The organism is Deefgea salmonis (assembly GCF_020531905.1).
Lineage (GTDB): Bacteria > Pseudomonadota > Gammaproteobacteria > Burkholderiales > Chitinibacteraceae > Deefgea > Deefgea salmonis.
On sequence record NZ_JAJAWG010000001.1, the window covers coordinates 54,512 to 66,826 of the forward strand.

The 12,315-nt window shown below is 51.2% G+C and carries 13 protein-coding genes; 12 read left to right on the forward strand and 1 reads right to left on the reverse strand.

All coding sequences use genetic code 11. From position 1 onward, the window contains the following. The first annotated feature begins 3 nt into the window (after positions 1-3). From LG219_RS00250 to LG219_RS00275, 6 genes are all read left to right on the forward strand, one after another. Positions 4-1,086: a ribonucleotide-diphosphate reductase subunit beta gene (locus LG219_RS00250; RefSeq protein ID WP_226762549.1), complete on the forward strand. Its 1,083-nt coding sequence runs from the start codon at positions 4-6 to the stop codon at positions 1,084-1,086. 63 nt (positions 1,087-1,149) lie between these two features. Further along, positions 1,150-1,401 carry a type II toxin-antitoxin system HicA family toxin gene (locus tag LG219_RS00255; RefSeq protein ID WP_226762550.1) on the forward strand — a complete coding sequence of 84 codons (252 nt, stop codon included), beginning with the start codon at positions 1,150-1,152 and terminating at the stop codon, positions 1,399-1,401. A gap of 17 nt (positions 1,402-1,418) precedes the next feature. After that, a complete protein-coding gene (locus tag LG219_RS00260; protein ID WP_226762551.1) occupies positions 1,419-1,880 on the forward strand; it encodes a type II toxin-antitoxin system HicB family antitoxin in 462 nt (153 codons plus the stop codon). A gap of 1 nt (position 1,881) precedes the next feature. Beyond that, on the forward strand, positions 1,882-2,304 hold the full coding sequence (locus LG219_RS00265; protein WP_226762552.1) for a hypothetical protein: 423 nt from the start codon (positions 1,882-1,884) through the stop codon (positions 2,302-2,304). Between the two features lie 835 nt (positions 2,305-3,139). Next, positions 3,140-3,496, forward strand: coding sequence for a glutathione S-transferase N-terminal domain-containing protein (locus tag LG219_RS00270; RefSeq protein WP_226762553.1), 357 nt, complete (start codon positions 3,140-3,142; stop codon positions 3,494-3,496). A gap of 279 nt (positions 3,497-3,775) precedes the next feature. After that, positions 3,776-5,479 (forward strand): methyl-accepting chemotaxis protein, encoded by a 1,704-nt coding sequence (locus tag LG219_RS00275; RefSeq protein WP_226762554.1) that lies wholly within the window; start codon positions 3,776-3,778, stop codon positions 5,477-5,479. 142 nt (positions 5,480-5,621) lie between these two features. Here the strand turns inward: LG219_RS00275 and LG219_RS00280 are convergent, their stop codons facing one another. After that, a complete protein-coding gene (locus LG219_RS00280; RefSeq protein ID WP_226762555.1) occupies positions 5,622-6,209 on the reverse strand; it encodes a metal-dependent hydrolase in 588 nt (195 codons plus the stop codon). A gap of 484 nt (positions 6,210-6,693) precedes the next feature. Between LG219_RS00280 and LG219_RS00285 the strand changes: the two genes are divergently transcribed. The 6 genes from LG219_RS00285 to LG219_RS00310 are packed head-to-tail and all read left to right on the forward strand — an operon-like array spanning position 6,694 to position 12,259. After that, positions 6,694-7,392, forward strand: a complete 699-nt coding sequence (locus tag LG219_RS00285; protein ID WP_226762556.1) for an ABC transporter ATP-binding protein — start codon at positions 6,694-6,696, stop codon at positions 7,390-7,392. Next, positions 7,389-8,783, forward strand: coding sequence for an ABC transporter permease (locus LG219_RS00290; RefSeq protein WP_226762557.1), 1,395 nt, complete (start codon positions 7,389-7,391; stop codon positions 8,781-8,783). The genes LG219_RS00285 and LG219_RS00290 overlap by 4 nt, the downstream gene beginning before the upstream one ends. Positions 8,784-8,831: 48 nt before the next feature. Continuing rightward, positions 8,832-9,017, forward strand: a complete 186-nt coding sequence (locus LG219_RS00295) for a LiaF transmembrane domain-containing protein (RefSeq protein ID WP_226762558.1) — start codon at positions 8,832-8,834, stop codon at positions 9,015-9,017. After that, on the forward strand, positions 9,010-9,870 hold the full coding sequence (locus LG219_RS00300; protein WP_226762559.1) for an outer membrane lipoprotein-sorting protein: 861 nt from the start codon (positions 9,010-9,012) through the stop codon (positions 9,868-9,870). The genes LG219_RS00295 and LG219_RS00300 overlap by 8 nt, the downstream gene beginning before the upstream one ends. Next, positions 9,870-11,204 (forward strand): hypothetical protein, encoded by a 1,335-nt coding sequence (locus tag LG219_RS00305; protein ID WP_226762560.1) that lies wholly within the window; start codon positions 9,870-9,872, stop codon positions 11,202-11,204. The genes LG219_RS00300 and LG219_RS00305 overlap by 1 nt, the downstream gene beginning before the upstream one ends. An 11-nt stretch (positions 11,205-11,215) precedes the next feature. Then, positions 11,216-12,259: a sensor histidine kinase gene (locus LG219_RS00310; RefSeq protein ID WP_226762561.1), complete on the forward strand. Its 1,044-nt coding sequence runs from the start codon at positions 11,216-11,218 to the stop codon at positions 12,257-12,259. Positions 12,260-12,315 lie beyond the last annotated feature (56 nt).

Below are 12,315 nucleotides of genomic sequence, written 5' to 3' on the forward strand. Positions count from 1 at the left end.
ACAATGATTAATTTTGATGACGAAGTGATCGCCAGCCCAAGTTCAACCGCCGCTACCCCGGCCGCGACCACTAAACGCATTAGCGCCGACGACAAGCGCGTAATCAATGGCACCACCGACGTTAACCAATTGGTGCCATTCAAGCACAAATGGGCGTGGGAAAAATACCTCGCGCAGTGCGCAAACCACTGGATGCCGCAAGAAGTCAACATGCAGCGCGACATCGAGCAATGGAAAACCGGCCAGCTCACCGAAGACGAAATGCGCTTGGTAACGCGTAATCTGGGCTTTTTTACCACCGCCGACAGCCTTGCCGCCAATAACATCGTGCTCGGTACGTATCGCCAAATTACATCACCAGAATGCCGCCAGTTTTTGCTGCGCCAAGCCTTTGACGAAGCCATTCATACCCACGCCTATCAATACATTGTTGAATCGCTGGGCATGGACGAAGGCGAAATCTTTAACGCGTATAACGAAATCAAATCAATTCGCGATAAAGATCAATTCTTAATGCCGTTTATTGATGTCTTGACTAATCCCGAATTCAAAACCGGCACATTAGAAACCGACCAACAATTATTGCGCTCGATTATTGTCTTTGCCTGCATTATGGAAGGCTTGTTCTTCTACGTTGGCTTTGTGCAAATCTTGGCACTTGGTCGTCAAAATAAAATGACCGGCGCGGCCGAGCAATATCAATACATCCTGCGCGATGAATCGATGCACTGCAATTTTGGGATCGATTTAATCAATACCATTAAAATGGAAAATCCAGAATTGTGGACCGAAAGCTTTAAAGCTGAATTGGTCGGTCTATTCCAACGCGCGGTTGAGCTGGAATACGCCTATGCCGAAGACACCATGCCCCGCGGTGTATTGGGCCTGAATGCCGCGCAATTTAAAGAATACCTACGCTTTATCGCCAACCGCCGCATGCAACAAATCGGCCTAAATGAATTATTCCCCGGGGTGACTAATCCATTCCCATGGATGAGTGAAATGATTGATTTAAAGAAAGAGAAAAACTTCTTTGAAACGAGAGTGACTGAATATCAGACGGGTGGGGCGTTGAGCTGGGATTAATGGGTAACATTACCTTGTAACTGAAAAGTAGTTACCTATAATCCTCGTTCTGGTACTATCAATATGTCGAAAGCGGGAAAACTATTGCAGCGACTAAAATCGCTGCCACGAGATTTTACTTGGGATGACTTGAAGTCTGTGATGAGTCAGCATGGTTTTGAACTTCATACAGGTGCGGGCTCTGCTCGGAAATTTATTTACAAGAAAACTAACTACCCTTTTGCTATACATGAGCCGCATCCTGGTAGCATTATGAAACCATACGCTTTAAAGGCTGCTGTTAGTGCGTTAAAAGATGTCGGCGAAATCGATTAGTGGAGTGACAATTAATAATGAGTGATTTGCTTGAGCACAATGGTTTCTTTGGGACGGTGGAATATTCTAAGGATGATCAGTGTTTGATTGGCGAGGTTTTGTTCATCGAAGGTAAGCTGGTTTATGCTGCGGATTCACTTCCTGAGTTGAAGCTTTGTTTTGAAAATGCTGTGGACGAATACTTGCAGATGTGTTCAGAAAGAGGGATTGATGCACAGAGACCATTCAAAGGAATGTTCAACGTCCGCCTTGATCCTGCTTTGCATAAGTGTGCTTCTTTGAAGGCAAGGCAACAATCGATTTCCTTAAATCAATTTGTAACAAGGGCAATTGAGCAAGCAGTGGAAGAACCTAAGCCACATGTACATCAACATTTTCACGTTGGAGCCTCTCATGAGCAGGTTTATGAAATGGGACTTTCAAGAGTGTTTGTACATGGTGATTCTCGGTCATCACTAAGCTATGGAGTTAAGCACTAAAATGTCCTTGGCAAGATATAATTTAGCTAGTTACAAAGTTGTTGAATCGAAATTCGTTAATGAGCAGGAGTCGATTGAATCAGCAAATATCGAATTCACGCCTACATCACGAGTTGTTTATCATCCTAATGAGGGTGAACCTTCAATTATTGTCGAGCTTGAAGTTCAGATGATCGTTCGGGAGGCGGAGGAAGATATTCCTGTTTCAGGAGTAGAAGGTTCTTGGAAATTTAAGGCGCATTTTACGGCTGGTCATGGAGTTGATTTTGGCGATTTAGTTACAGATTCATCATTCAGAGTTGAATTATGCGCAGTCGTTAATAGTTTAGCGCTAAAAGATTTAAGATATTTTCTTTCATCATCGGGATTGTCAGTGAGTGGAATGCCTTTCTCATTCGAAGTGCTTTCAACATCTGAAGTCTGATCCCTTTGATTGAGAGCGAATTTACGGTGAAACCATGTAAACAGCACCGTAGCGCCGTAGGTTGGGCTAAGCTTGCACAGCCCAACGTTTACCGTGATGAACAAACCGCCGGATTGATTCTGGCGGTTTTGTTTTATGCGGCTGCGCCGCGTGGTTTTTGGTGCGCGTTCCGCCGCGCGGGCAGGAAGGGGGTTTTGCTTCTGCAAAGCCCCCTTCACCCCAAAGCAGCCCCGAGCGCGCATCGGTCCCCGATGCCCTCGATTGTCGCGAGCCAAACGATAAAACTGTTCGTCTCGCTCCTCACTCGGAATCAAAGGGGTCAGACTCGATTGATTTCTAGTTTTCCGTGGAATCAATCGAGTCTGACCCCTTTGGTTTCCATAAGCCCCAGACCCACGATCAAGACGATATAAAGATGTATTGCCATCAAGGCTTTGTAATATATTGGTTTGATGGCAATACCTCGTTCCGTAGGGCGTAATCGCCGAAGGCATTACGCCGCATCAAACGCTGGCGTATTGCCGCTGCGCGTCGAATACACCCTACTCGTAAGCCACAATCAAACCCGATTCGATGCAATGTAGGGTGCAATGAGCGTGAGCGAATTGCGCCGTTTTTTGCGTGGATTGCACAAAAGGCCTGTTTAAAACCGCACGCGCGGGTTGCTTCACGCGTTGTCTGGCGCAATTCGCTGCGCTCATTGACGCCCTACGTATTGCATTTCTTACTTTTTCTGAATTGGCCGCGCCTTACTCGGTTTAACAAAGCCGTAGCCCAAATGCTGGCGATTGGATAAAATCGCGGCTTAAAAATAATTACATCATTCGAGATATTTATGAAGGCATTCCGTTGGGTCGTTGGGCGATTGATTTTGATTTTAAATGCTGTTTTTGCCCCCAAAAAAGCGCAGCATCAAGCTGAGCATCAAGCATGGTTGGATCAGCAAACCCAATCGTTGGCGCTGTATGAATACGAGGCTTGCCCGTTTTGCGTCAAGGTGCGCCGCGCGCTGCGTCGCCAAGGTTTAAATATTCAAACCATCAACGCCAAACAAGCTGAGCATAAGGCTGAGTTGGCGCAAATGGGCGGCAAGGTACAGGTGCCGTGTTTGCGCATTGAAGAAAATAACCAAGTGCAATGGTTGTACGAGTCGAGCAGCATTATTCAATACTTAGAGCAACGCTTCGCCTGATTGTTGCCGCCGCGCCGCTAGGCGCATGCTTGCCCAGTGCCACCAAAAAACCGCCCGATTGATTTGGGCGGTTTTTTTATGCCTTGCGCCGCGGTGTCAGCAAATTGTATCGAGCGTGGATGTACCCAGTTGGCAGGCTAGACTTTGGGCGGGTCGCGCCTTGGGGTTTTATTTATTGAGGTATTCGATATGTTTTCACGCCAGTCGCTCATTAGGCGTTGAATACTGACTCAAAAACACTATTGTTAGTCATGTTAATGCCATACAAGGGTGATTGAAATGTCAGCTTTCCAAAAAAATCTATTGGGCTCAGTGATCGGTTTGATTGCTTTGGCTTTGTTGTTTGCTTTTTATGTTTGGGCGCAAACCAAGGTGGAGCATGAGAATGAGCGGCGCTATCAGTCGTATTTATTGGCCGATGAATTACGGCAATCGTCGGATGATTTAACGCGTTTGGCGCGAACGTATGTGGTGAGCCGCGATCCGAATTTTGAAAAGCAATATATGGATATTTTGGCGATTCGCAATGGCGAAAAACCGCGCCCAGAAGCGTATAACCGAATTTATTGGGATTTTGTTGCCGCGAATCATCAAGCGCCACGGCCTGATTCGGCGGCGAAAGTGCCTTTGCTCGATTTGATGAAATCGCTGGGCTTTACCGAGGCGGAATTTGCCAAGCTCAACGAAGCGAAGAAAAACTCCGATGGTTTGGTCAATACCGAAGTTGAAGCAATGGGTTTGGTGAAAAAAACCGGTGAAGGCGCCGAAGAAGGTTATGCCAAGGCGCGAGCGATGATGCACGACGCGACGTATCACAGCAATAAAGCCAAAATCATGCAGCCGATTGATGATTTTTATCAGTTGTTTGAGCAACGCACGCAACAAGCGGTGGCCGATGCCGCTTTTGTCGCGTCAATGGTTGAGTTGGGGTTTTTGCTGGTGGGTTTGGTGACGTTGTTGATGCTGTGGCTCACGTATCGCAGTTTGCTGAATGTGATTGGCGGCTCAGTGAGCGACGCCAAAAAACACATTGGCTATTTGTCCGAGGGCGACTTTACGCATCCGATTGCCACTGATGGCCGTTCAAGCGACAGCTTTATGGCCTTGATGGCGGTGATGCAACAAAAACTCAGTCGCATCGTATTGCAAGTGACGCTGACTGCGCGTGAGATCGAGCAAGGTGCGGTGGATATTGGTTCGGCGTCCAGTGAGGCCGAGCATCTGGTGCAAGGACAAACGGACTCGATGTCGAGTATGAGCGCAGCGATTGAACAAATGGTGGTCAGTATTAACCATGTGTCGAGCAACGCCAATAGTGCGTCAGAGCGAACTCGCTCGTCCAATCAGGCTTTGGATCGCGGTGAGCGAGTGATTAGCGATACGGTCGATAGTATTCGCGTGATTGCTACCTCGGTGCAAGACGCATCCAATAGCGTGGCGACGCTCACAGGGCAAACGCAGCAGATTTCGCAGATCGTGCAGGTGATTCGCGATATTGCCGATCAAACTAATTTGCTGGCGCTCAATGCGGCCATTGAGGCGGCGCGCGCCGGTGAGCAAGGGCGCGGCTTTGCGGTGGTGGCCGATGAAGTGCGTAAATTGGCTGAGCGCACGGCGTTGTCGACACAAGAAATCACCGAAAAAATCCGCAGCATCCAATCGGGCACCGAGTCCACCGCCGTGTTTATGAATGCAGGGGTGAGTAAGGTGGCGGTGGGGGTGGATTTGGCCAGCCAAGCGGGCGGTGCATTTGGCTCAATCCGGCAAGACGCCAATGATGTGATGGGCGTGATTGATGAAATTAGTAGCTCTTTGCATGAGCAATCACAAACGGCCAATCAGGTGGCCAATAATATTGAGCAAGTCACGCAAATGGCCAGCGCCAGCTGCACGGCGGTTGAGCGCGCCGCGAGTATTTCACGGCGCATGGGTGAATTGTCCAAATCGTTAAGTATGGAAATGAAAAACTTCCAGCTGGCTTGATGGTTGAACTGAGGGTAATCGACCTGCTTTAGTGTCAGACTAAAGCAGGTTTTTTATTGCCTTTGAGGTGACGCTCAAATTTAAGCTTGGTCAGTTGCTTGGGGCAAACTTACGGCGGCATTGCGTTTTGCTGCTCGATGATTTAGGCCATGATGCGTAGCAGATGCACCAGCATCGTGGCGCTGTGCTCCAGTGCGGCAACGCACCAGTTGCTGACTGCCATATGCGCGGGACGAATCCAAATATCGCCCGGTCTTTGCAGTGCCACCCATAAAAAATAACCAACGCCCAGCCAGCAGCCGCGATAAATGACATGTTCCATCGGGCCGTCGGCTTTGAATAAATTCAAAGAGAATTTTTTACGTACCGGCCACAGTAGCGGCACGCCCGATGGGGTGAGCAAATCGCCAATAATGTGCGAAAAATAACCAATCACCAAGGGCAAAACGGGAATATCTTGCTGCTCTCGATAAGTCAGTAACAGCCAGATAATCAGCGCGACCATCAAAAATGAGTGCGTAAACCCGCGATGGCCAAACACTTTGGCAATCGGTATCGAGATATACGGCACGATACGGCCAAAAGTCGATTGGGGGTGATCCAAGTCGGGCAATAGGCCGGCTGCGCCAGCGAGGGCGACTTCATGCACTTGCGGCATCCGCTGCAAAATGCCAACACTGCAGGCCACCATCATCAAGGCGGCAAATGCAATGTGGGTCCGGGCCATCATGGGTAATACCTTGCAGAGCAAACGATGGGTGCCATACCGATATATGGTATTGGCATGAACCCCTTGAAAACAAAGGGGGCTGTGAAGATACCAGAAAAACTTCGCCTTGGTATAAGAAAATGTAGGGGGTTTGTCGTTTGGTTTTTAACGCTTACAAACGACTTTCTGTTGCAACTTGATTCGCCGAAAAATCGCGACTGCGCGGCGAAAAACCATACATCACTAGCCCTAGGCGGCTGAACTGATTAATCCGCCGATTGGACTATGTGCATTGAGCAAAGTTCGTCGTCACGGCCGCGTTATTGCGCGGGTACTGGCGATTTTGCGGCGCTGGCGGAGTTTGGGGTGTTTATCTTGAACATCGCTTGCTATTCAATCCCAAAAAACGGCATTTCAAACCCGCCCATCGCACTTTATCGCAAACCCACTCAGCACTACCCAAACGGCATACAGTGTCATTCTCTGTCTTTAATTGAGTACGACCATGTTGCCAGTAACCTTACAGCAAGTGAATAAGCGCTATCAGCTCGATAGCGTGGCGGTGCCCGCTTTGGCGGACATTAATTTGGTGATTCAGCCGCAGCGGTTTACGGTGCTCTCAGGCCCGTCGGGCAGCGGTAAAACCACCTTGCTCAACTTAATCGGCTGCATTGATTTGCCCGATAGCGGCCAGATTACGGTGGCCGGCGAAAATGTGCAGCAATTGAGCGATTCGGCTTTGGCGGATTTTCGTTTGCGTCATATTGGCTTTGTGTTTCAAAACTTTAATTTATTGCCGGTGTTATCGGCGTTTGAAAACATCGAATACCCTTTGCTGCTGGCTAAAGTGGCGCGGCCAGCGCGGCATAAACGGGTAAAAATGCTGCTCGACGCGGTCGGTTTAAGCGAAAAAAGCCAGCATTTACCCGGCCAGCTTTCAGGCGGGCAACGGCAAAGGGTAGCGATTGCGCGCGCTTTGGCTACGCAGCCGCAGTGGGTATTGGCCGATGAGCCAACCGCCAATTTAGATAGCCATACTGGCGCGTCGATTATTGCGCTAATGCGGCAAATGCAGCGCGAGCTGGCAGTGTCATTTATTTTTTCTTCGCATGACCCCCAAGTTTTGGCCGCCGCTGACGACGCGGTGCTGATTCGGGATGGCCGCATTGTGGCGATTGAAAGCAAAATGGCGGTGGCAGCATGAGTGTGGCAACGTTGGCGCTGAGAAATTTATTACGCAATCGTCGTCGCTCTTTGACCACCTTGTTGGCGATGGTGATTGGCGCGGTGGCGATTTTGCTGTTTGGCGGTTATAGCGGCAATATTAATTTGGGTTTACAAACCAGTTATGTGCGCAACGCTGGGCATTTGCAGATTCAACATCAGGATTATTTTTTATATGGCAGCGGCAATCCGGCGGCGTATGGCATTAAAAATTACGCCGAGTTGATTGAAGTGCTACGCAACGATCCAGAACTCAAGCCGCTGCTCACCGTGGTAACGCCAACGCTCAGCCTAGGGGGTATTGCCGGCAACTTCAGTGCGGGCGTGTCTCGCACGGTGATCGGTACCGGGGTATGGGTGAGCGATCAAAATAAAATGCAGCTGTGGAATGAGTTTGATTTTCCCGGTGAAGCCAAAACACTGGCCTTAACTGGCACGGCGGGCAATGCGGTGGTGATTGGCAATGGCGTGGCGCGGGTGTTGCAATTATGCGCGCCGTTGCAGCTCAAAAACTGTCCAGCCAGCCAAGCCAAAGTCAATGCTGGCCCGGCGGCGCCCGATGATATTAACGCCTTGTCGCAGCAAGCCCATGCTGAAAATCCAAAGCCGCAATCCAGCGCCTTGCCGCAAATTGAACTATTAGCCGCCAATGTGCACGGCGCGCCCAATGTGGCGACTTTGGCGGTGGTGAAAGCGCAAGGCTTTGGAATAAAAGAGCTGGATGACATTTCAATGCTGTTGCATTTGCCGCAAGCGCAGCAATTGGTCTACGGCCAAGAAACGCCGCAAGTCACGGCGATTGTGTTGCAGCTGAAACACAGCGCTGATTTAGCTAAAGCGCAAGCGCGGATCAATACGCTATTGGGCACTACGCTGAAAGATCAGCCGTTGGCGGTGTATGACTTTGCCACGCTTCATCCGTCTTTTGGCCAAATTACCGGCATGTTTACCGCGATTTTTAGTTTTATTTCGCTGCTGATCGGGGCGATTGTGCTGTTTACCGTTGGCAATACCATGAGCATGGCGGTGATGGAGCGCACGGTGGAGATCGGCACGCTGCGGGCAATGGGCGTGCGGCGCAATGGCATTTGGCGCATGTTTGTCTGCGAGGGTGCTTTGCTGGGTTTAGTGGGGGCGGTTGTTGGGATCGTGCTGGCGCTGTTGTTGGCATGGGGGATCAATCATGCCGGATTAACTTGGTTGCCGCCGGGCAATATTGAGCCGGTGCCGCTCACGGTGCGGGTGTGGGGTGAAACGCGGATGCTGCTTGGCACGGGATTGATGTTGGTGGTGTTGGCGGCCATTTCGGCGTGGTGGCCAGCGCGCCGTGCGGCCAGAATGAATATTGTTGATGCTTTGCGCCATGTGTAAGCCGCCATGGGTAAATCGTGATGTGTAAATACCAAAAAGGAGAGAATGATGCGACACAAGTATTTTTCTGCGCTGTTATTGGTTGCGCTCGGGATCTTGTTTTTGGCGCATAACTTTGGCTTTTTACCCAACTTTGGCCAAATGTGGGCGTTGTGGTGGCCCTTGGTGCTGATTATTGTTGGGGTGAATTTATTGTTTCGCCGCCCGAAAGACAAGGATAAAAAAGATGATTAAAGCGATGCAAGCCGCCTTGGTATTGATGGCCAATCCGTTTGGGGCGCGCGCAATTAATACGGTAGGTCAGCAATCAAGCAAAACACGCTACCGGGTATTGAGTGCAAGTCTATTGCTGGCCTGCTGCGCGACCGTGGGCGCAGCACCCAGCGCGCAGCAAATCTTAAGCGCCAGCGACGCGATCCGTAATCCTGAGCAACCCTTTGGCGTCACCAGCACCTTGATTGAATATCGCAATGGCAAGCAAGTCGAAACCAGCACCTTGGCGGTGTATGCGCGCGCCGATGCGCAAAGTGGGCAGTTTCGCAATTTAATTCGCTTTGTCGCGCCGCAGCGCGATGCCGGTAAATTGCTGCTGAAAAATGGCAATGATTTATGGCTATATGATCCATCCAGCAAAGCCAGTATTCGCATTTCGCCGCAGCAGCGTTTGCTGGGCCAAGCGGCCAATGGCGACGTGGTGACGGTGAATTTGGCGGTGGATTACACCGCCAGCTTGGTCGGTGAAGAAACAATTGCCGATGGCGAGCGACAAAATCGCGATACGTATTTGCTCAAACTCAATGCCAAAACCCCGGATGTGACGTATCACCGCATCGATTACTGGATTGATCGCCATAATAATCAGCCAGTGAAAGCCAAGTTTTATTCCAGCAGCGAGCATTTATTAAAAACGGCGTATTACCGCCGCTTTCAAAAGCAGCTTGGCGTGTCGCGCCCGACCGAAACGGTGATTATTGATGGGCTCGATCCGCAGTGGGTGACGGTGCTGCGTAGCAGTGATTTTGCCTTTCGCGATGTGCCCGAGAGCTGGTTGCAGCGGGATTTTTTGCCCCGCTTTAAGGCCGAATGATGGCGCACTGGCATGGGGTGAGCGACACTCGCGTGATGCCGCCAGTCATCCGCATTGATCGCAAGATTGGGTGGCTAAATCCACGGCTGGGCGTGGGTTTGGCCGCTTGGCTGATTGCTGGATTGGCGAGTACGGCGAGCTGGGCGAGCGATGCCGATGCACTGGCTTTAGCCGATCAAGCGCTAGAGCCAGCGGCAGCCAGATCGGACTGGCAGATTTTTACTGAGGGTATGCTCGGGCAGGTCAATCAGCGTGCGCCTTTGGACGATATACGCATCAGTCGTGCCTCGGTGGATGTGTTGCTCGATACGGCGATCAATCCCGATTGGCGATTGACGCTGGCCAACCGCGTTGATTGGCTGGGGCAAGATGGGCAGTATGAGGTGGTGAATACCTTTAAAGAAGGCTATGTCAGCTGGCAGGCGCAGCCCAATGCTGCGCTCGATCTGGGGCGAATTAATCTGCGCAATGGCGTCGCTTTGGGCTACAACCCGACTGATTACTTTAAAGTCGGCGCTTTGCGCTCGGTGGTGTCGATTGCGCCAGCTAGTTTGCGCGAAAACCGCCTCGGCGTGGGCATGTTGCGCGGGCAATGGGTGTGGGAGGGCGGTGCAGTCAATGCCGTGTTTGCGCCCAAATTGGCTAATCGGCGGCAAAACGCAGCGTTTTCGCCCGATTGGGGTGCGAGTAATTCGGTATCGCGCTATTTGTTGACCAGTAGCGTGCAAGTGTTGCCGGGCTTTGCGCCGCAATTTTTACTGTTGGGTGAGCAAGGGCAGTCGCCGCAGTTGGGGATGAATGCGTCGATTTTGGCCGGTGACGCGTTAACCCTCTACGCCGAATACAGTGGCGGGCGCAGCGCCGCCTTGTTGCTCGCTGCGCCCGCCTTGTTGCCTGCTGCACCCGTATCGTGGCATTCGCGCTTGGCCGCTGGCGGCACGCATACCTTTGCCAATAATTTATCGCTGAGTTTGGAATACCACTACGATGGCGAGGCGCTCAATCAAAGCCAATGGCGCGCTTTGTGGCTTAATCCTGCCGATTATTGGGCGTATCGCAGTGCGGTGTTTCATGCGCAAAGCCTGCCTACGCAACAGGCGGCAATGAGTTTTGTGTCGTGGCGCGATGCGGGTGTGAAGGCGCTGGATTTAAATTGGATGCTGCGGCGCGACTTAGTTGATCAAAGTTGGCAAAGCTGGCTAGAAGCGCGCTACCATTTCGAGCGCATCGATTGGGCGCTGCAATGGCAGTATCAAAACGGCGCACCGGGCAGTCAATACGGCGCGTTGCCACAACGGCATAGCCTACAAGCTGTGGTGAAATACTTTTTTTGAGTGACGGATGGATGCAGCCACAACACAAAACAATGACGTGCCGCTACCAAAAGGATTTGCCGATTTTACTCTTGGTGAACGCACTGATTGCGGTGCTATTGACCTTGATCGACGAGCGAACTGCGCTGGTCGATAATCTGGTGATTTCCAACTGTATTGGTTTTTGTATTTGGTCGTGCAATTGGGCGGTGGATCGCATTACGGGTGAGGCTTGGTCGCGGCCTTGGCGGATGCTGGTGAGTACGCCGGTGGGTTTGTTGGCCGGCTTTACGCTGGCCGCGGCCTTGGGCGCGTCAGATGTGATTGCGATTTTGCTGCATACGCCCAGTCAAGCTTGGCGCTGGGTGGCGATTGCCGCTTTAATTTCAGGTTTTGCCAGTGCTTTTTTTTGGCTGTTGTTTCGCGCCCAGCGTGATCGGGCTGAGTTAGAAGTGCAGCGTCGGCACGCCGCCGAGGCGCAGCAAGCGCAAACCGCCGCGCAATTGGCGATGCTGCAAGCGCAAATTGAGCCGCATTTTTTATTTAATACGCTGGCCAATTTACACAGCCTGATTGCGCGTGACCCCGCTTTGGCGCAAACCCTGCTCGAGCATCTGAATGATTATTTGCGCGCCAGTCTTAAGCGCACGCGGCAATCGAGCTGCAGTCTGGCGCAAGAACTCGATTTGGTGGGCGCGCTATTGGCGATTAATCAGATTCGTTTGGGGGCGCGGTTGAGCTATCAAATTCGCGTGCCGGCCACTTTACGCGGCGCTCAATTGCCACCGTTACTATTGCAACCCTTGGTGGAAAACGCCTTGCAACATGGCATTGAGCCGGCCATCGCCGGTGGCGTGGTTGAGATTGAAGCCGAGCAAATTGGCACGCAATTGTGCTTGCGAGTGATCGATAGTGGTTTGGGTTTAAATCTAAATGCACCGAGCCAAAGCGGTATCGGTTTGGCTAATGTGCGCGACAGGTTGATGTATTTGTATGGCGGTCAAGCTACACTCAGTGTTGCGAGCAATACCCCTTGTGGCGTGGTGGCCGAGCTGCGGATTCCTTTTGCTGAGTAATTCGGGCTTGGTGGGTTTTTAGATGCCGTCCCACGCCATCCTAATGTAGGCGCACG